Source organism: Aliarcobacter cibarius (assembly GCF_013372265.1).
GTDB classification, from domain to species: Bacteria; Campylobacterota; Campylobacteria; order Campylobacterales; family Arcobacteraceae; genus Aliarcobacter; species Aliarcobacter cibarius.
On record NZ_CP054051.1, the window covers coordinates 2,214,549 to 2,235,662 of the forward strand.

Consider the following 21,114-nt stretch of genomic DNA (forward strand, 5'->3'; position numbering starts at 1 on the left):
AATTCTAAATTTACAGTCATTTTCAAGACGTGATAGCTCTCCTGAAATATATTATAAAATAGTTATAAAATTCATTCTCTTTATAACAAATATTTTATATTCTAAATATTATTAATTAAAATTTAATTCTTTTCATTCTCTCTTGATAAGATGATTTATAAAACTTTTTTGCACTTTCACTTAAAAATGATTTATCAATCAACTCTTCAACTTTAGGATAACTTTCTTCTATAAACTTCATAATTTTATTGAATCTAACATCTGGTAAATCTATATACTTTGCAAATGTTTTGAAATCATCATAAGTATAATATCCGTATTTTTCATAAGTAGCTGTATATCCATCTAATAACTCTAGTGCCATATCTCCATATTTTTCATTTACATGAAATCTAGTATTTAGTAGATCATAATTTGGTGTTAAAAAATATTCATTTGAATTTACTTTACTAAACAAAGAAAAGTTTTTCAAATGAGCATCGCCATTACAAATTAGATAATTCAAAATAATTCTCTTAAAAAAGTCTTCTACTGAAACTACACTAGAAGCTACATATTTTTTTATTATTCTTACACAATCAAGATAACTACAAGCATCATATTTATAGTTTTCACCATGAGATGATGGTGTTACACCAATAATTCCTGCAAAATCTTCTTGGTCATATTTTAATCCTGAAATATCATCATAATCAAATCTTTTAGTTATATATGCAAGTTCACCATCACTAAACTGTATTAATCCACAACTTGCTGTTGGGATATTAAAAATATTTTTTGATATAAGCATTGATAAATGTTCATTTGCAACAACATCTTTTTCATTTTGAATATATCCATCACCACTAGAAATTGGTTTTAAGATATATTTTCCATTAATCGCAGTTGGAACTAAATCTTTTTTTTCAAAAGTTAAAGAGATTTTATCTTGAACTCCTGAAATTGACATTCTAGGTGATAACTCAGCTCTTTTTTTAGTAAATTCAACTCTGTCAAAATTTAAAGGATTTGGTACTATCCCATTAAAAAGTTCTTTTATGCATTTTAAACAATAATTATTTTTAAGTGTTTTATTTGTTGCTAAACAACCCAAACAAATATCATTTTCCATATTTATGTCTCATCTTTTTCTATAGTTATAGAGCCTATTGTATTCTCTTTTGTTGTTAGTATAAGTCTTGAAAAATCATCATCTTTATCTATTCTTAATTCTTTACATTGGATATCTTTTAGTTTTCCTTCTGCTAGTAAGTTATAAAAAAAAGGAAATAAATAAGGTGATTTAAACTCTTCCTTTTGTAATGGTAAAGTTAAACTAATAGGTTTTTTATTTGGTAGTTTCAAATACTCTTTATCATAAACAAAAACGTACTGTTTTTCATTTAGTTTCGTAAGTAATCCTACAAATATATTGTTTCTAAAAACTTTGGCTCTTTGCATTATTTAGTTACTACCTCAATATTTATTTGCATACCCAAAACATCTAAAAGCTTTTCAAGAGTTTTTATAGTTGGATTTGCTTTTCCATTTTCAATATCTGAAATTGAAACATAATTTACACCTGAATAATCTTGTAAATCTTTTAATTCAAGATTTAATTCCATTCTTCTTTTTTTGATAATTTTTCCTATTTTTATATTAGTTAATTCCATTTTGTGCCTTAAATAAATACTCTTATTTAGTATATAAGTTAAATATGGTTAATTATATATATCAAATATTAAATACATATTAATATTTAGTTTATAAACTAAATATATTTTGTGAATTATCAAATGATTTTTATAACCTAAGCAATGAATTTAATGAAAATTACTCTATCTACTAAAAGTTTAAAATACTCACGAAAACTCAAAACCACTTTTATCTATATAATAACTTATTATATTTGTATAATATAATTCATATCTACTTTTAATTTATAAAAGTCTTATAAGTAAAATATAGATGATTCTGAAATAAAGGAATTACTTAAACGAATAAAAAACAACTAGATTTCTTTAATCAGCTTTTCCAACTTGAAATAATATTTTAAGATAGTGGAATATAATCTGTGTTATTAGGTATTTTTACCTAATAACACATGAATACCAATAATTTTCTAATTTAATTTTTTCTTATAAAGTTTATTAAAAATACCAAGAAAATTGAAAGTATAAATCCAGTTACAAATGCAACTGCTACTATAAGAGATTTTTTAGGTTTTACTGGAAAATCATTTACTATATATTCACCAACAAGTTTTGTATTGCTAAGATTTTGTTCAGATTTCTTAAAATTCAATGTGTCAATTTCCTCATTTAATTGAGAAATTTTTGTTTGTAATTCAATATTTATTTTATCTTGTAGTTTTCTAATTTTTTCATTAGATACATTTAATTTCTGATTTTCTAAATCTTTTATATCAACACTTAACATGTTAGCTTTTTTATATTCTAAATTTTTTATCTGTACATTAGTTATATTTTCAAGTTTATATTTTAAATCTGGTATTGTTTCATTTTGTATTACTTCTATTTGTAATTCCAAATCTTTTATTTGATTTTGTGAATTTGTTATTAAATTCTGATAATTTAGAATTTGAACAGATGCTACCATCGCTGTTGCATTATCTGTTTTCCCTATATTACTATTTATTTTATCAACTTCATTTATATAATCATTTAAACTTTTAGAATAGGTAGCGATTTTATCTTGTAATGATTTAATTTTTGAATTTACTAAAAAATTTATTTGAGTTTTAAGTTTAGGAATTTCTTGAGTTTTTAACAAACTAATCTCTTTATTGATACTTTCAATATTTTGATTCTTTAATATTGCTATTTTTGTATCTATATTTTTTAACTCTTGCTCTTTTAAAATATCTATTTCAGATTTTATATTTTTTATATTTATCTCATTTATAAAATCTATTTCTCTTTTTTTATTTAAAATAGTATTTTCTAAAACTATTTCATATTGTTTAATACTTTCTTGAGATGATTCTTGAATAAATTTTAAAACTTCTTTATTTTTATTTAAAGCTGCTTCATTGCTAGTAGCTTCAGTTTTTATTTCTAAAAAACTTTTTACACCTTTTATTTGTTTAATTGAACTTACAATTCCTTTTTCAAAACTATCTTCTTCATATTTTGGATTCTCAACTTGAAAAACTACTTTTAATTTGTGTTCTAATGCATCAATATCTTCAATTTTTTCTTTATTTATATAGCCAATTTCTACATAAGATTTTACTTCATAGATTGGTGTTTTACTATAAGCATAAAAGCCTGCTAAAATAGTCACTAATAATGTAAATACAACTATAAAAACTTTCTTATCCCAAATAGTTTTAAAAAGTTCTCTTAAATCTATTTCATCTTCTTGTAAATATTTTTCCTGCATTGTATCCCCTTGATTTTTTAGGGCTTGATTATATCAAAACATTCTTTATATTATTCGAGATTTTCTAAATTTATATACTTCAAAAAGATTAAATTTTTTGAGTAGAAATAAAATGAATAAAATTGTCAACATAATAAAGATACATTTTATAATTAATATGTGGCAATAAAACTATATTAAAAAGTGCCTTTTTAGAGATTTCACACGCATGTTTCCACCCATTTCACAAATAAGTTTCCACTTGTTTCACTAACTTGTTTCCACCTATTTCACTTTTATGTTTCCATTTTTTGAAACATTTGTGAAATAAATTTGGAAATTTTGTTGGCGAAATAATTTTTACAAGTTTCAAGAGATAAACTAACTCCAAAAATATTATTTTGGAGTAAATTATGGAGAAACTTAGTATGGGTAAACTAAAAGAAATTTTACGTTTAAGACATGAATGTAATTTAAGCGCTAGGCAAATCTCAAGAGCTTTAAATATTAGTCATACAGTGGTAAATACCTATTTATCTAAAGCAAAAGTTTGTGATAAAAACTATGATGAACTAAAAGATCTAAGTTACAATGAGATTATTTCAAATCTATTTCCTTCTTTAGAAAAGAAGTATAAATTTAATCCTCCAAATTTTGCATATATTCATAAAGAGCTTCGAAGAAAAGGAGTAACTTTAGAACTTTTACATGAAGAGTATGCAACTTCAAATCCAAATGGATATTATGGCTATACATGGTTTTGCAATGAATATAAGAAATACTCAAAAAAAGTAAATATATCAATGAGACAAGTTCATGTTGCAGGAGAGAAATTATTTATAGACTTTAGTGGAATGACTATGAATGTTGTAGATAAAGATACAGGTGAAATAAATAAAGTTCAAATATTCGTTGCTGTATTAGGAGCTAATTTTGGACTGCGGTTCGCTGGAGTAATTTGGAACCAAACTTAAGTTTAAATTCTAAAATATTTATTCCACTCTTCTACTAGAAATTGATTATCTTCTATAGAAAAAAGATAGAAACAAAGGTTTCTATCTTTCTTTATTTTTTTAGTAATGAATGTTTCTTATAAAACTTTTATATAAAGGTCTTTGTAGTTTATTCTCTGGTTTTTGATTTGTTTTTGAACAATTTTTAGAATGATGATTATCCTCTTTTAAAAGAGTATGAAAATTTTTATTAGTTAATAGAGTTAAATCTCCATCTGCATATTTTATAATTACATCTTTTAATTCTATTCTTTCATCACCTGCAAAATATACTTTTAATCCTTTGTTTAATAGGGTTTCAAAAGGTTTTTCTCCTAAGTGTGAAGTAATCAATACCTCTACATTTTTACTTTTTAACCAATTTACAACAGCTTTTCCACCTATTTGTTCATTTTTTAATATTTCAATTTTGTTATTTTCTATAAAAGCAAAATATTTTGCTTTTCCAAAAAGTGTTGATACTGCTGTATTTTCTTTATTTGTTTTTACTGGTATTGCAATCATTTTATCTCCTTTATTGCATTTTTATATGAAATTTTATATCCAAGATATATAACCACCGGCCATAAACTTAACCAAATTAATTCACTTAAATATTCCATTTTTTCTAACCTTTTAATAATTATATGAATCTTTAGATTCAATCTCTTCTTTTGTAATTTTTACTTTATCCATACTGTACCAAGCATAAGTTATATATGCTAATACAAAGGGAACCATCAATGAAACATAACTCATAACCATAAGAGTGTAGTGACTTCCTGAACTATTCATAATTGTTAAACTGCTTTGTAAATCAGTAGTTGAAGGATAGTAAGCTGTATTGTTTAATCCCACATTTAATAAAATCGCCATTACAGTTAATACAATTCCTACTCCACCTGTTTTGATGCAACAAGTTTTTTTAAATGTAATAGTTACAAATACAGCTATAATAACCATCAAGACACCAATTAAGAACATACTTAAAACAATTGGCATATCAATAAAGTTTTGAAGATATTTAAATCTTTCAATAACAATTAAACCACTTTTTTCAACTGTATATCCATCTTTTATAAGAATCCATAACATAAATCCTAAAAAGAAAAATAAAAAGAAAATCATATTTATTTTTATTGAATTAACTGCTTTGATTCTTATTTTTTCATAATCTATATTATTTATAAAATATAAAGCTCCACTTATTTTTGCTAAAAATACAAGTGCAAAGCCCAATAAATAGTTATATGGATTAAGAAGTGCTTCTAAACCTCTTAAAGAATTTTGCCAATCTACAAAATTGTTTGAATCAACTATAAATTCGCTTCCACTAAAAAAGGTACTAATAGCAACTCCAAGTAAGAAAGTTCCAATGTTTCCATTTATTTTTAAAAACATTTCATATGTTTTTTGTCCTAAAAAATTGTTTGGTTTAGTTCTAAACTCATAAGAAACAGCTTGAATAATAAAACAAAATAGAATACTTAACCAAACCCAATAAGCTCCTCCAAAACTTGTAGCATAAAATAGTGGAAAGGCTGCAAATAAAGCTCCACCAAATAAAACTAAAGTTGTAAAACCTAATTCCCATTTTCTTCCTATACTATTTATTAGCATAGTTTTTTCAGTCTCATTTTCACTTAATTTATCTATTAAAGTTTGACCACCTTGAACAAACATAATAAATACAAAAAGTCCACCTAATAAAGATATTATTATCCACCAATATTGTTGAAGAGTGATAAGTTCTAAGTTTCCAAATCCCATATTAGTGACCTCCATTTGGACCAATTTTTATCTGTTTTGTCATAATTTTTATTTCTGCTATTAATAAAACAGTAAAAAGTATGGCAAAGATAAAAAAGCTAATCATTACATTTGTTGTTGCTATTTTTGTAGCTGCAATTCCAACGGGCATTAAGTCTTGAATAGCCCAAGGTTGACGTCCTACTTCAGCAACTACCCATCCAGCTTCACTTGCAATATATCCTAAAGGAATACTAAAAAGTGCTGATTTTAAAACAATTGGATAGTTTAGAATCTCTTTTTTTGTTAATAAAAATAAAACTAAAGCAAACAGTATTGTAAACCAAATTCCAAGTCCAACCATAATATGGAATGAATAAAATGTAATAGAAACAGGAGGAATAACATCTTCTTTATTTTTAATATGTCCATAACCAAAATATTTCATATTTTCATCAAGTAAAAATTTTGAATTATTTAATAATGATTCATTTGAAGTTTTTTTAGCCTCTTTATAAGACTCCAAAGCTTCAATGGCAATTTTACCTTTTTGCATTTTTTCTTCTACACTTAAAATTCCTCTTTCTTCATTTCCATAAACTAAATCTTTTATTCCAGGAACATAAGCATTTATATCATGGAAACTTAAAAATGATAAAGCATAAGGAATTGTAAAATCAAATAAAAAAGTATTTTCATCATTTGTTATTGTTTTTTCTGGATTTAATAAACCAAAAGCTACAATTCCAACTTTCTCTTCTCCTTCGTATAAACCTTCCATAGCTGCAAGTTTCATAGGTTGTTTAAGAGCAACTTGATGAGCTGATTCATCTCCACTTAAAATCAAAAATATTGAAGTTATAAGTCCAAATGTAGCCCCAATAATCATAGATTTTTTAGCAAATAAAATATCTCTTTTTTTCAATAAATACCAAGCACTAACTCCTATAACAAAAAGTGAAGCTAAAACATAACCACTTCCAATAGTGTGTAAAAATTTACTAATAGCAACAGGAGAGAGTAACACATCCCAAAAATTATTCATCTCATTTCTTACCGTATCTGGATTAAATGTCATTCCAACTGGATATTGCATCCAACCATTTGCAACAAGTATCCATAAAGCAGATAGATTTGAACCAATGGCAACTAACCAAGTTGATAATAAGTGAAATCCTTTACTAACTTTTTCCCAACCAAAAAACATTACAGCAAAAAAAGTACTCTCCATAAAAAAGGCTAAAATTCCCTCAACTGCAAGTGGAGCTCCAAAAATATCTCCAACAAACCAAGAGTAATTTGCCCAGTTTGTACCAAATTCAAACTCCATTATTATTCCAGTTGCAACTCCTATTGCAAAGTTTATTGCAAATAAACCCATCCAAAATTTTGTAGTTTTTTTCCAAAATTCATCATTTGTTTTTACATAAATAGTTTCCATAATAACAACAATGAATCCAAGTCCCAAAGTTAATGGAACAAAAATCCAATGATACATTGCTGTTAGTGCAAACTGAGCTCTGGACCAATCAACTAAATGCTCTTCCATTTCTCTTCCTTTTAATTTTCTTTTGTTAGATTTTTATATACAAAATCAACTTTCTCTTCATATGTCTTATATTCAGTTTTGATAGATTTATCATGGATAAAATAGTTAAGAAAAACTAATATAACTAATAATTTTATTAATATGATTTTCCATAATGTTTTGCCAATAGTCATATTTTTAAAACCATTAAGATAAAAAGAGTAAATATTTTTAATATTCAACATAAAATCTCCTTTTGTTGACATATGTTCAAAATAATAACACTTTAATGAACATATGTCAATAAAAAATCAAGAAAATTTTGATATTATTTCAAACAAGGATAAAAATGGGTAGAGATAAAAATAAAAGAAATTTAATATATAAACCGGCATTTAAAGATTTTATACCAGAAAATAAACCATTTACTGGTGTTACTGTGTTGTTAGATGAAGAGATGGAAGCTATTTATTTAATGGATGTTTTAAATTTATATCAAGAAGAAGCAGCTATTAGTATGGAAGTTTCAAGACCAACTTTTACAAGAATTCTAAAAAATGCTAGACAAAAATTAACAAGAGCTTTAGTTTATGGAAATAAGATTTCTATTCAAGATGACAATTTAGGTTATATTGTAGCTTTATGTTCTTCAAGTTTAGAAAATTTTGAATCAATTTTAGCAACTGATAAATATGTATTGATTTATAAAATCCAAAATAATGAAATTAAATTATTGGATAGTTTTGAGAATGAAGTCTTTTCCAAAAAATTAAAACCTGCTATTGTTTTACCACAAATATTAATGAAATATAAAGTAAATATATTTTTATCTACAAGAATAGGGGAGGGATTAAAAAATTCACTCTTTGCAAAAGGGATACAAGCTATTGAGAAACAAATTGATAAAAAAGAGGATTTGATAAATTTAGTTTAGTTTTTTAATTCAAAAGAAGTAGAATAACATCTATATAATCATTTTTATCTAATACAAGCTCTAAAACATTCTATAAGCTTTTTCTTCTTTTATCCACTTTATATTTTCAAGTTTTGCATCAGGAATTTCTGACATCAATTCTAAGATTTTATTTTTTATACTATCTATTTCTTCTTTAGTTTTTAAACTTGTAAAAAAGAAATCTAAATCTTCTGAATGTCTGTAAGCTTGAGGTAGTACAAATCTTTGTAACCCAGTACCACCTGCAAGAAACATTTCATTTTCAAGAGGTTTTAATTGTTTTAGTATTCTATCTTGATTTTCAAATACAGCATCCCAGTTATCTCTATGCATAATTTAATTTACCTAAGATTTGTTTTTGTAAATTTAATGGTAAATTTTCTTCAATTTTTTTTAAAATCTTTTGATTTTTTTCTTTTATTCCTTTTAAAATATCATCAGTTGTAAAGTTAGTTCCCCAAAATGCAGCTTTTAACTTATTCTCTTCTATTTTAGTTAAATTATAATTCTGAACTGTTGGTGGTTGTATATTTCTTTTAAATATTTTTTCAGTTTCTTCATCAAGTTTTTTTCTATAAATCATATCTTTTAATATAACCATAGCATAAGGAGGAATATACCCTTTTTTTTTCCAACCAACAACAGTGTCATAAGGAATTTTTGAATAATCAGCAAACTCTTTTTTCTTAAAATCATTCTTTGTTAATAAGGTTTCAAATATTTTATTAGTAATTTCCATGAGAACTCCTTTGTTATTTGGAAGTTTAACATTTTTATAAAAATATGTCAAAATGACAACTATGAATAATTAGTTAATATGTTTTAAAGTTTGTAAAATTTATACAACCCACAATCTATTTCTATATTGACCCACTAAAAATTCTTTTTCAAATTTATTTATTATTTTATTTAAAGAATCTTCTTCTAATCCCTGAACTTCTAAAGCTGATGTACTTTGAACTAAAGAAACCATAAACAAAGCTTTTTCCTTTGCTCTTTGTTTTTCTAACTCTTTTAAAGGTATTACTTCATTTCCTGCAAAATCAAGACCAAGTAAGTTTGTAATTTTTTCTATGGTACTTAATTTTACATTTTCACCTGCAAAAAATCTATTTACAGTTCTAATTGTAGATATATAGTATAAATAATTTCTATACCCTAAACTTTTTGATACTTTTAATAATTCAATTTTATCATAAGAGCTCATAACCGTTTCAAAAGTAAATGATTTTTTATACTCTAGTAACTTTTTTCTAATAAAATCAGCACACACTGAAGCAAAATATGAATTAATATCAATATTTGTAAAAATAAGTCTATTATTTTCATATTTTAGATCTGAAATTTGATCTTGTAAATTAAAGGATTTTAGAAGTGTAGAATTTTTAAAAAAATCTAAAACTTCTTTTTCTGGAGATTCTATCTCAAAATCATTAAAATCGAAATAACTATATGTTTTTATATTTTTTTCAATATCATCAGGGTTAATATAAATACCCAAAAGTTCTTTATTAATTACATCTTTTATTGTACTTTTCCCACTACCATTTGGTCCAGCAAACATTCTTAGTCTTGGAATTTCAAAGCTCATATTTTAAATACTTTTTTATTTATTTTAATTGATGGTTTTATATCTTTTATAAATTTTTTAGTTCCGTCTGGAAATACTTCATATATTTTGTTTTTTATAACTTTTGTAACACTCAAACCTGAAGCAAGAGTATCTAAATAGGTTTTTCTAGTTGCACTATTAGCAAGTGTAGGAATATGACTCTCTAAAAAATCAACTCTTTTTGTGTTCTCATAATATTGCTCCTATATTTTATTTAATCTTTGATTATATCAAAAATAACTATCTTAAACTGCTAAAAGGGTAAAGTACTGGAGAATTTCAAATAATATTTTCACTTGTTTCACAGTTAGAGATCACTGCACAACAAAATAACGCTAAATTACATTTTTCCTAGTAGAAATTTTGATTGAATTTTTAATAAATATTTTAGTATTTATTTTAATGTAATCATGATTTATATAAATTACTGAAAATAGGGACTAATTATAAATATGCTAAGTATTTAAAATTTAATATATTGAATATTTTATCCCTAAACTCTTTAGTGTCTTTACTATTTTTCATTTTTTCTACTTCTTTCATACTTATTATTTTAACTTAGAAGTTTTTAAATTCTAAGTATAAATTATTGTAATCAGATCACATACTAATATCTATAAATATTTAATGTTTGAATGTTTTGCTTTTTAATGTTAGAATAAAATTTTAATACATAATATTTTGAAAATAAAATAGAATTTTTTGGTATTTTCAAGTTTATTTTTACCAAAATCAACTTTTCAATTTGTGCTGTATTATAAGGTAGAAAAGTAAGCAATTTTTATCTTGGGTAGAAATAGGGTAGAAAAGTTTTAAAACACCAAACCTTAAAGTCCTAAAAGATCGGTAAAATCGCGGTTTAAAGGGAATAAGAATGGCACGCCTGGTAGGAGTCGAACCCACAACCCACCGGGTCGAAACCGGTTATTCTATCCAGTTGAACTACAGACGCACCTAAAAATAGAATTGAATTTTAGCTAATAAAGGCTTAAATTTTCTATAACAAGAAACATAAAAAGGGAGAAGTAATGCCATATTTAGTATCATCAATAATAGCAATTGTAGCAGCTTTAATAATTTTAATGACAAGATATGAAGCAGATGATAGTGCTATAACCGTAGAAGTTGAAAGAGCGAAATCGATGTTTATAACAATTGATGGATTTGTTAATACTTATATTCAAAGCGGTGGAGATATGACCATGGGAGATACTATAAATACTGAAACATATAAAAAAATAAATTTTGCTTCACTATATAAAGATGGAATATTATTTGGAAATATATCAAAAGAGAATATTTTGAAAGTTAATTTAAATGATAGCAAACAATCAAGTGAAGAAACTGACAAAAACAAATTTTTTGAATCTCAACTACAATTTCCAAATAGTAACATTATTTGGCAAATAGTTCCAATTGTAATAGGGGATAAATATAAAGATCCTTCTGGAATCGAAAAAGATATAAGTACTAGTGCCGGTGCTGGTTACAAAATTTTTGTAAATTTTACAAATAATTCAACTTTAAAAAATAAAGATTCTTTTAGTGAAAATTTTTTTGGTAAAGAAGTTTGTGAAAAAACACTTTTTGGAACTTTTTTATCAGATGGTATAGATTTTGATACTAATTTCAAAATTGTTCAAACTGGAAATCTAAAAGATAGTAAATTTGTTTGTATAGTGTTTAAATAAAATTTAAGAGTTTTTTAATAGTAAAAAAAATTATTTTATGGTAAAATGATAACATAGTAGCCTTAAAGGTTATAATTTAAATTTAGAAGGGGTAAAAATGCCACAGTTGATAGCGATGATTATCATTGTTGTTGGAGCTATGATATATATGTTCCAAACATTTGGAGGAACTGGAGATAAGATCGAAGGTATTGCGCAAAAAACAAGTATTATTACTGAAATTAATAATATTAAAAATGGAATACAAATAGCTTCAAGAGGTGGGGAAGTTATTGTTGGTACGACTTTAGAGGATCTTGCGAATGTTGGTTATTTTGCACAACAAATTAATGACCAGTTAACAGACACAAGAAGTAATGCTGCAAATGAGAATATCTATAATGCGATTTCATTTGGTGGACAAGTTGTAACTGCTGCAGATAATACAAGTAATATGCAGATTTCATTAGTTACTCCTACAGCAGCTAATCCAAACGCTAGACCTGGTATATTTGTAAATTTATCAGAAGGTAACTTAGCAAATAATGCTGGTTTCTTAGAAACACAAATTGCAAACGATTTGGCAGCTATTGCTTCTATTGATAGAACTGCAACTACTGCTACAGCAGTTGATTTAGATGTTAATGGAGATGTACCAGTTGCTAATGCTCCTACTACAGTGACAAATGCTGCAGGTAATGCAGGTACTGTTGCAGTGGGTACTGCTACTTTGACTGATGGAATGTTTACTATATATTTTAAAGATATTCCTGCTGGTATAAACTTAAACTAAAATATTTAGGTATTTTGCCTAAATATTATTTTTTATTGCTATTAAATAATAAAAGCAAAAACTAAGTTCTATTTTTTAGAATTTAGTTTTTGTTTTAATACAAAAGGGAGAAAGTCTTTTAATGCTTGGAAATATATGGATATCATCTGCTTTGGTTGTTGTCACAATATTTTCTACTGGAGCGTTATGGAAATCTCTTAGTGATATAAAAGAAACTAAACAATTACAAGAACACTACGAAATAATTTCAGAAATTAAAACTCTTTTAGCAAAACAATACAATAAAAATCCAAAAGATATTACAAGAGATGAGATAATTGTTCATTTACCAAATGGTCAAAACTGGGAAAAAGTTTTATTGCTTGACAGAGATAAAAGTAGTGCTATTTCAAATAAATCTTTGATAAATAAAGATGGATATATTGAAATAAGCGAAGATGAAAAATTAAAACTTCTTGCACTAAAAGCAAAATTAAAATATTTAACAGATGTTAACTCAATAACTCCTGAAAATGGTAAATATATTTTTGAGATTGGGAAATCTGAAAAAAATGCTGTTGTACAAGATTTAGAAATTCAGAAAAGTGTAGATAAGGCTATTCATGCTTTGTCACAAGATATATTGTATACATCAACCTCATCAAAATCTTTTGTTTTGAATAGTGTTTTAGAAAATTTCACTCCATATGAAAAATTTCATTTTACGTTTTTAAAAGAAAATGAAACCAGCATAAGTGAAGATGTATTAAAAGAAAGACAACAAGCTTATTTTAAACAAAAAATAAAAGAAAAACTTTATAAAAATGAATCTTCTATTGAAACTAGACTATATAAAGAGTTGGAAAGTCTATTATGAAGAAGTTATATCTTATTTTCATATTTTTATCAAATATTGCTTTTTCTCTAGATTTAACAAATTTTGAAGATAGACAAAAAATTTTGCAAGATATAAAAAGTGTAATCCTAAAGGAAGAATCAATTGCAAGTGCATATGAAAAATATATATTAGATAACTATGCAATTCCTGACAAAATTGATTCTTTGTATACATCAAATTATTTAGGTCAAAGTGTAGATTTTTTAAGTGATATTACAGACTTTTCATCAAATTTTAATCCATTTTCAATATCTGAGAATAAAATTTCATATTCTCTAAAACTCAATGACATTCAACTAAAAAGTTTATATGAAAGTAATACTTTCAGAAAGAAAACTTATATCAGAGACAATAAACTATATTTTATTTTAGAAGATGGATTTGCAAAACATTTATATGACTTAATTAAATTAAACAATGGACAAATTATAATTTGTCCAAATTCAATTATTACAGTACCAATAAATTGTAGAGATAATAATCATATTTACATAGGCCTCACAAAGAAAAGTGATGGTACAAATTTTATTCCAGACAAATACTTAATAATTTATCATATAGATAAATTTAAAACTGGACCAATAATAATTACAAATGATATATTAAAATATTCTACAGAAAGTGCATTCAACTCTATACCCAAAGGTGCTCTTCTTTATAATGCAAATGGTGTTAAACATTTAAAAACTGTATCTGGAATAGAGATATTAAAATGATGAAAAACTTAATAATTTTATTTCTATTAATTATTCACTCTAATGCTAATGAGAGTTTAATTGCACAAAAACAAAATACTTTATATGTTCATAACCTAATAGAAATTGAAGAAAAAATAGCTCAAAATTTTGAAAAATATCTTTTAGATAAATTGCAAATTCCTACTATTAACAATTTAATAAATGAAAATTATCTAGGCATCAATTTTTCAGTTCAAAATAAAATGGGAAGTAACATAGATTTTAGAGATACTAATAATTTACAAATAAAATATGCAATAGCAAAAAATGAATTTATAAACTCTGAAGATTATTTAATCTTACTTTATAATAGAGACCTATATAGAGACTATACTACAGTGAATTTTGTCACTACAAGTGATAAAAAAATCGATTTAACAAAATCTTTTGTTGAATTCAAATTAAAATCACCGGAAGCAATGACTATCTTTAGTATTTTAAAAAATGGTGAAACTATTCTAGAAAATTGTTCAGCAGGTCTAATAAATAAATATTGTATAAATGATAAAAAATCTATAAGATGGTATAACTCTAGTTCAAACTGGATTGAATACAATATAAAAGAGTTTAACAATGGAAATATAACAGTAAGTAGTGAAAATGTTATTGCTTCTGAAATTGAAAAACTAAGACTTTTAAAAATTGGTAGTTACATTTTCATAAAAGATAAAACAAAAAATATAAAAATGGCTAATGATACATCAGGTAACTTACAAATATTAAAGGTGGACTAAATCAAAACAATAATTTTAATACTACTTTTTGTTAATTTTGCTTTTTCAAATAATCAAAATATATCATTAATGAATGACATAAAAAGTGTAATTCAGAAAGAAGAATATATATCTTTAGCTATAAATAAATACATTTTACAAAATGGAAAGATTCCTAAGAAAAATGACAATACATTGGATTGGGATAAACTTTTAACTACAGATTATTTAGGTACAAACTTTAATAAATATAATCCTTTAACAAAACAAAGTATAAAAGTTATTTTTGATGTAAATAATAATACATTTATAAAAGGTGTATTCGAAAGTGAAAGTTCTTATACTTCCGAACTAAACTATTTATACAATTTTTACATAAATAAAATCTTTAGGGTAAATACAATTCCTCCTAAAGACAATACAAAATCCGAGCTAGCTAAAGGTTCACAAGTTTTGTATAACAAAATACAAAAAGATATAGTAAATGTAATAAATGAAAATAAATATAAAATATTCTTACCAACTCAAAATTGTGAAGTGGGTAACCATTACTACGAACTAAAAAATGAAAGTTTAATATATAAATTTTGTAAAACTTCAAATACTTCTATAGAGGTTTATCAAACATCCCCTGTTTATTTAGAAAGTTTAGATGACTTAAAATATGTAAAAGTAGAAATAGGTGAAAAAGCATATGTAAAAGATGGTATATCTTGGTATGAGTATTTTTATGAAGGAAATGGTTCGTGGATACCAGTTGGAACAGGAAGGACTACTGGACAAATTAATGATGAAATCAGTATTGAAGATAGAATTTTATCCTATATTCCAGATTCTAAAGATTTAGTTTTAAAACCAGATGGTGGTTGTATGCTTGCTAATGGAGATATTTTTTGTTGGGGTAAAAATGTTTATAAAAAAGCAGGAATTGAAAATTATGGACAACTAGATACTACTTTAAAAGCTAATTATGTAAACACTCCTGTAATGTTAAAAGTTCAAAATGAGAATATTAAAACAAAAACTACTACTTTAGATTTGATAGGTAAGAAGTGGTATAACAATCCATATAGAGTAAAATTTGAGAAAATGGCAATGAATAGTAAATTTGTTTGTGGAATTTCTCCAATATTTGACTATTATGAATTAGGTATTCGATATAAAAAGGGGGGTGATCTATATTGTAATGGATATATCCATTCTGATGATTTTTTTACTGAAACAACAGGACAAACACAAACTTCGATTTTAACAAAAAGTAAGGCTGTATCAATCGGAAAGGAAAATGGTATTTTTAACCAAAATTCACTTTATCTTAAAGATATAGCAATGGTTGAAGGAACTTTATCTCTTCTAACAGATACTGGGATAATTTATACAGTTGGCTCTAATGATAAAGGCGCTTTAGGAATAGATAATCAATCTGGATTAAATATTTATACTTTTCAACCACAAAAAGTAAATCCTGATGGAGTAATTTTTAAAAAAATATATGCTCTTCGAGATATAAAAAGTTTTGGAGCATTAGACACAAACAACTATTTCTGGATTTGGGGGGAGAGACCTAGTGGAGAAATCTACTATAAACCTAGAATATTATCAAACTCAAAAAGATTTGATCAAAATGGAATATTTGTTAATAGTAAAGAGTTTGTATTAAAAGGTTTAGATAATAAATATTATAGAACTTATCTAGACACAATAAAAGAATTAAATGTTGAAGAAGGAGCATTAAGTGTCTCTGTATACGATTTTAATGGTACAGAAGAGTTACTCTATGTAGATAAGAATATGCAACTTAAAGGCTCTTCAGATTTTATAAACTGCAGAGATAAAGATTTTAATACATGCTTATCTAGTGAAGATAATATTTTATTTAAAGATTCTTTTGATGTACTAAATAACTTAACAAACAGTGTAAATAATACACTTTATGCAAATTTTTCAAACATTTCTATTTTTGAATCTAATGTAAATAAAAATATTGTTGATTATGGAACGGATTATGTAGAAAATTTTGAAAATAATTCTACAGCAGGCTGGAATGTAAATTATATCGTTGATGGAGGAACTGCCGCATCAAAATTCTTAGGACGCCTAGGAAAAGAGATAATAAATACGGATACAGGAAGTCAAGCTGTATTTAAAACTATAGATTTAGGTACTTCATGGGCAAATCAAAATGTAAAAATTACATTTGATATGTATGAAATAGGTTCATGGGATGCTAATAACTATTGGGCGGACTATCTAAATGGTAAAAGCGAATCATTTTATGTATATATAAATGATTTAAATGTTTCAAGAGATATTTATTCTTCAGATCCAAATTTTGATACAAAAGGTGGAGTTGATTTAGATGTTGTTACAAGTTCATATACTCAATACGCCCAAAAACACGAATACTCTTTTACAACAACTTTAGATTCCGGGGGAAAAGTAAAATTAGGATTTGGAGCTATTCTAGGCGAAAAGTATGATAATGAATCTTTTGGTATAGACAATATAAGAATTTCTAGAAAAATAGATAATGTGAATTTTACAAATGGAGTATATTATGAAAACTTTGAAGATGGAAACCATGATTATTGGATAGTTCCAAGAGGTCCTGTACCTTTTGCAGAAAGAGATTTTCCATATTTTGCAAATTATCCAATTTATACAGGACATAATGAATCCACAAAATTTTTGGGAAGATTTAATAGACAAAGTTCGGGTGGAGATATTTATAATGGAAATAGCGATGGAACACAAGAAGTTTATAAAATTTTTAGTTTTGGATCAGAAAATGCAAATAAAGAAGTAAAAATTGATTATGACTTCTACAGAATAGATATTTGGAGAGATGTTTTAGGCTATACAACAGATGAATTTTATACATTTATTAATGGAACTAGATATACAACATATAGATATTCAGCTTTAGATATAGGAGACATTTTTACTTTTAATATTCCAAATACTGGTGGAACACTTGATAATAAACATTCATTTACAAAAAATGCTTATTTGGACTCTTATGGTAATATTAAATTAGGATTTGGGGCCTATATCAAAGATAACTACATAAATCAACTTTCTTGGGGTATAGATAATGTTAAATTTACATTAACTGGAAATAAAAATCCATCGTCTATTACACCAATTTCTAGTTCAAGCGTAAAATTGCCATATATTTGCGCAATGACGGGGATTGGTAGCGCTTCACAAATGTACTGTTGGGGAAATGTTGGAAGAAGTATTCCAATTTTAAGTACTTCTTTGTATGATGTTGGTAAAATAAATACTATAAATAAGTTATTTATTACTCAGGAAAGTGAAAAAACAAAACAAATGGCGTTTGATAACTTCAATAATTCTGGTAGTTTATTTTTAAAATACCCTACATATATTGGTGGGTTTGATTATCCATTTTATTTTAAATAAGGAAAAGATTTGAGAAAGATTAAGAGTTTAATTGCAATTTCTACATCAATACTGCTACTTTCTGGTTGTAGTTCTAAAAGTTTTCATGAAGATATGATAGAAAACACAAAGAAATCTTTAGATAAAAAAGATTACGGCGGTATTAAACAATCATATTCAGACAGTCTTGTAGATGAAGTAAATATCAAAAAAGATTACATTTCTATAATAGATGATAAATCTTTAGCTGATATACTAAAAGAGCTAGAACAAATCGATGGAAACTTATATTTTTTAAAAAGTAGTGATATATTAATTCCAAAAAGTAGAATAAAAATATCAAGTTTTGAAGATTTAAACAACTATATAAATGCTGTTTTAGATAAAACTCTTACAACAGAACAAAATGGTCAAATAGTATTAGTAAAAGTATTAACTTCTAGTGAAAGAAAAAAAAGATCTATTAAATCAATTCCTTTCAATTTAGATGGACAAATTAGCGTAGAAGAGCTTATTAGATTAATTACTCTGGAGTCTGGTTATGAAATAAATATTGGAAGTTTTATAGAAAATAGAAATGATTTCCAAAATAGTATTGTTCAAATTAGCTCTAGGGATTTGCAAGATGCATTAAATTCTCTAGCTCAGTCAAAAGATGTTTATGTAGATGTAGATTATGATAAAGAGGCTATAAATATTTCTAGATATAAAGATGTTGTAATTGAATTGAATATTCCTCTTTTAGATATGAGTTCAACAAGTCAAACATCAAATCAAGAAACAACTGGTGGAGAGAGTAAAATAGAAAATAAATCTCAAATTGTTTTATATGAAGAGCTTGATAAAATGTTAAAAAATATAATTGCAACAGATAAAATCTCAACTTATCATATAGATAAAGCTAGTGGTCTTATATTTTTAAAATCAACAAAATCTATTGAAAATGCTGTAAGAACACTTGCAAAAGCTTATGAAGCTAGTTTCTCAAAAGAAGCAATTATAGAATTTGAAAGAATAGAAGTCTTATTAAATAAAAGTAGAGAATTTGGTATTTTAGGAGCTGATTTTACAAGAATTGGTGATGGAACATCTTGGAATGTAGGACCTCTTTCACCCGAAAGTACTGGAGCTTTAGGATTTGAAACTGTAAATCCAATTAGAAACCTAAGAATGCTTGCTGATTCAAAAAATGATATAGGTAAAATGTTAAACTATAGTAAAAATATGATTGTTCTTAAAAATAATATTCCTTCTGTTCAAGCTATAACAGACAATACAGATTATGTTGAAAAGATAGAAACAACAAGAGATGCTGATACAAAAGAAAGAACTTCTGATGTTACTGTAAATACATTAAAAGAAGGAACTTCTATTACTGCAATGGCCAAAATATCTAGAGATAAAATATTTTTAAATATAGCACCAACAATTAAAAAATTAATCACTTTTAAAGAAGTTAGTGTAGATGGAACAACTATTCAACTTCCTCAATACAATGACCAAAGTTATAATGTTTCAAAAGAAGTTAAACTAGGAGAAACATCAATAGTTGGATCAATTATTGTTCATGATGATGCAAAAGGATACAAGGGAATAGTTCCTATTGAAAGTTTTGCTATTGGAGGAACAGACTCAAAATCTTATGTAAGAAGAGAGATTGTTTATGTGATTACTTTAAAAGAAATAAAAGGTTTCTAAAATATGCAACTATTTGCCGATCCATATGAGCAGTTTTTATTAGACTATCTTGTTACAAAATTAGAAAATGGTTCTAATACAAGAAGAGCATTAATTCTTTATAGTGAACAAATTAGTAGAGAAACAAAATTTAAAAAAAGGCTTCTTGCTGCTATAAAAGATATGGAGATAGGAAAACAAAATCTCGAAGCTATTTTATTTAAACATAAATTTTTAAATAGCTTTCAATTTTCATTAGTTGTAAACAGTACAAGTACAATAGATGGTTTAAAACTTGTATTATCTTTTAAAAAAGCAAATTCAAATCTAATAGCTAAAATGGTAAATCCAATATTCGTTCCGTTGATTATTGTTGTTGGAACATTTTATGGACTTATTTTATATCTAGATATTTTACAATTAGATTTAATTACTCTTAGAAAATTAAATCCGGATGTAGAACAGTTTTTAGGAATACCAAAATATTTTACTTATGATTTCGCATATATTGGATTAGCTATTTCTGTCTTTGTAACTTTATTTATCTTTGTTGGTTATTTATACACAGAAAAATATAAGCCAGGTTGGCTTTATAAAGTTTTTAAAACTCAAGCTTATTCTGATGGAAGATTTTTATTTAGAATTTTAAATGGTATGCTTAGTGCTGGTATTTCATTCCATAAGACATCTTTAATTTTATCAAAAGATTATTTTAAAGAGGGACTTAGACCATTTTTTAGAGATTTAGCTGTTATGATTAATAAGAATAAAAAACTTTATGTGATGTTTGAAGCATATAATTTTCCTCCTCTTATTACAGCGGATATAAAATTATCAGAACTTAGCAAAACAAGTTTTTCAGAGGTTACGAAAGCTTTATATCAAACTTGTGATACTATGTATGAAAAACAAATAGATTATATGGTTTTACAGTGGAAATTTGCATTTTGGATGGTTGCCATGTTGGTTACAGTTATTATTGGATCGGATGTTATTAATCTAGTTATTAGTACATTTACATTCAAAACTTTATATCAATAAGA

At 25.5% G+C, this 21,114-nt stretch carries 21 protein-coding genes and 1 tRNA gene; 10 read left to right on the forward strand and 12 right to left on the reverse strand.

Annotation, left to right across the window (positions count from 1 at the left end):
* Positions 1-115: 115 nt before the first annotated feature.
* From ACBT_RS11115 to ACBT_RS11130, 4 genes are all read right to left on the reverse strand, one after another.
* Complete coding sequence (locus ACBT_RS11115) at positions 116-1,111, reverse strand: type II toxin-antitoxin system HipA family toxin (RefSeq protein ID WP_024776276.1); 996 nt, start codon at positions 1,109-1,111, stop codon at positions 116-118.
* A gap of 2 nt (positions 1,112-1,113) precedes the next feature.
* Positions 1,114-1,440 (reverse strand): HipA N-terminal domain-containing protein, encoded by a 327-nt coding sequence (locus ACBT_RS11120; RefSeq protein ID WP_024776277.1) that lies wholly within the window; start codon positions 1,438-1,440, stop codon positions 1,114-1,116.
* Positions 1,440-1,652, reverse strand: coding sequence for a helix-turn-helix domain-containing protein (locus tag ACBT_RS11125; protein ID WP_024776278.1), 213 nt, complete (start codon positions 1,650-1,652; stop codon positions 1,440-1,442). The genes ACBT_RS11120 and ACBT_RS11125 overlap by 1 nt, the downstream gene beginning before the upstream one ends.
* A 454-nt stretch (positions 1,653-2,106) precedes the next feature.
* Positions 2,107-3,384, reverse strand: a complete 1,278-nt coding sequence (locus ACBT_RS11130; protein WP_176325400.1) for a Wzz/FepE/Etk N-terminal domain-containing protein — start codon at positions 3,382-3,384, stop codon at positions 2,107-2,109.
* Between the two features lie 392 nt (positions 3,385-3,776).
* Between ACBT_RS11130 and ACBT_RS11135 the strand changes: the two genes are divergently transcribed.
* Positions 3,777-4,337, forward strand: a complete 561-nt coding sequence (locus ACBT_RS11135; protein WP_024774374.1) for a hypothetical protein — start codon at positions 3,777-3,779, stop codon at positions 4,335-4,337.
* A gap of 99 nt (positions 4,338-4,436) precedes the next feature.
* On the opposite strand, the gene ACBT_RS11140 is transcribed toward ACBT_RS11135, so the two are convergent.
* The 4 genes from ACBT_RS11140 to ACBT_RS11155 all read right to left on the reverse strand — a co-directional run bounded on the left by ACBT_RS11140 (position 4,437) and on the right by ACBT_RS11155 (position 7,877).
* Entirely contained in the window at positions 4,437-4,880 is a 444-nt protein-coding gene (locus ACBT_RS11140) for a NifB/NifX family molybdenum-iron cluster-binding protein (RefSeq protein WP_024774373.1), read from the reverse strand.
* A 111-nt stretch (positions 4,881-4,991) separates the two neighbouring features.
* Positions 4,992-6,125 (reverse strand): cytochrome d ubiquinol oxidase subunit II, encoded by a 1,134-nt coding sequence (cydB, locus tag ACBT_RS11145; RefSeq protein WP_024774372.1) that lies wholly within the window; start codon positions 6,123-6,125, stop codon positions 4,992-4,994.
* A gap of 1 nt (position 6,126) precedes the next feature.
* A complete protein-coding gene (locus tag ACBT_RS11150; protein WP_024774371.1) occupies positions 6,127-7,653 on the reverse strand; it encodes a cytochrome ubiquinol oxidase subunit I in 1,527 nt (508 codons plus the stop codon).
* 11 nt (positions 7,654-7,664) lie between these two features.
* Complete coding sequence (locus tag ACBT_RS11155) at positions 7,665-7,877, reverse strand: DUF4492 domain-containing protein (RefSeq protein ID WP_024774370.1); 213 nt, start codon at positions 7,875-7,877, stop codon at positions 7,665-7,667.
* Between the two features lie 104 nt (positions 7,878-7,981).
* On the opposite strand from ACBT_RS11155, the gene ACBT_RS11160 reads away from it, so the two are divergent.
* Positions 7,982-8,566 carry a DUF134 domain-containing protein gene (locus ACBT_RS11160; protein ID WP_024774369.1) on the forward strand — a complete coding sequence of 195 codons (585 nt, stop codon included), beginning with the start codon at positions 7,982-7,984 and terminating at the stop codon, positions 8,564-8,566.
* Between the two features lie 60 nt (positions 8,567-8,626).
* On the opposite strand, the gene ACBT_RS11165 is transcribed toward ACBT_RS11160, so the two are convergent.
* From ACBT_RS11165 to ACBT_RS11180, 4 genes are all read right to left on the reverse strand, one after another.
* Positions 8,627-8,920, reverse strand: coding sequence for a nucleotidyl transferase AbiEii/AbiGii toxin family protein (locus ACBT_RS11165; RefSeq protein WP_024774368.1), 294 nt, complete (start codon positions 8,918-8,920; stop codon positions 8,627-8,629).
* Positions 8,913-9,326, reverse strand: coding sequence for a hypothetical protein (locus tag ACBT_RS11170; protein ID WP_024774367.1), 414 nt, complete (start codon positions 9,324-9,326; stop codon positions 8,913-8,915). Before ACBT_RS11170 ends, ACBT_RS11165 begins: the two co-directional genes overlap by 8 nt.
* Positions 9,327-9,425: 99 nt before the next feature.
* Entirely contained in the window at positions 9,426-10,178 is a 753-nt protein-coding gene (locus ACBT_RS11175; RefSeq protein ID WP_024774366.1) for a hypothetical protein, read from the reverse strand.
* An 896-nt stretch (positions 10,179-11,074) separates the two neighbouring features.
* Positions 11,075-11,151 (reverse strand) — tRNA-Arg (locus tag ACBT_RS11180).
* A 76-nt stretch (positions 11,152-11,227) separates the two neighbouring features.
* On the opposite strand from ACBT_RS11180, the gene ACBT_RS11185 reads away from it, so the two are divergent.
* The 8 genes from ACBT_RS11185 (at position 11,228) to ACBT_RS11220 (ending at position 21,112) form a co-directional block, all read left to right on the forward strand.
* Positions 11,228-11,890, forward strand: coding sequence for a hypothetical protein (locus ACBT_RS11185; protein ID WP_024774365.1), 663 nt, complete (start codon positions 11,228-11,230; stop codon positions 11,888-11,890).
* A 97-nt stretch (positions 11,891-11,987) separates the two neighbouring features.
* On the forward strand, positions 11,988-12,662 hold the full coding sequence (locus tag ACBT_RS11190; RefSeq protein ID WP_024774364.1) for a hypothetical protein: 675 nt from the start codon (positions 11,988-11,990) through the stop codon (positions 12,660-12,662).
* A 121-nt stretch (positions 12,663-12,783) separates the two neighbouring features.
* Positions 12,784-13,518: a hypothetical protein gene (locus ACBT_RS11195; protein ID WP_024774363.1), complete on the forward strand. Its 735-nt coding sequence runs from the start codon at positions 12,784-12,786 to the stop codon at positions 13,516-13,518.
* A complete protein-coding gene (locus ACBT_RS11200) occupies positions 13,515-14,255 on the forward strand; it encodes a hypothetical protein (RefSeq protein WP_024774362.1) in 741 nt (246 codons plus the stop codon). Before ACBT_RS11195 ends, ACBT_RS11200 begins: the two co-directional genes overlap by 4 nt.
* A complete protein-coding gene (locus ACBT_RS11205; RefSeq protein WP_024774361.1) occupies positions 14,252-15,010 on the forward strand; it encodes a hypothetical protein in 759 nt (252 codons plus the stop codon). The genes ACBT_RS11200 and ACBT_RS11205 overlap by 4 nt, the downstream gene beginning before the upstream one ends.
* 69 nt (positions 15,011-15,079) lie before the next feature.
* Positions 15,080-18,415: a hypothetical protein gene (locus ACBT_RS11210; RefSeq protein ID WP_024774360.1), complete on the forward strand. Its 3,336-nt coding sequence runs from the start codon at positions 15,080-15,082 to the stop codon at positions 18,413-18,415.
* A gap of 9 nt (positions 18,416-18,424) precedes the next feature.
* On the forward strand, positions 18,425-20,092 hold the full coding sequence (locus tag ACBT_RS11215) for a hypothetical protein (RefSeq protein ID WP_024774359.1): 1,668 nt from the start codon (positions 18,425-18,427) through the stop codon (positions 20,090-20,092).
* A 3-nt stretch (positions 20,093-20,095) separates the two neighbouring features.
* Positions 20,096-21,112, forward strand: coding sequence for a hypothetical protein (locus ACBT_RS11220; RefSeq protein WP_024774358.1), 1,017 nt, complete (start codon positions 20,096-20,098; stop codon positions 21,110-21,112).
* Positions 21,113-21,114 lie beyond the last annotated feature (2 nt).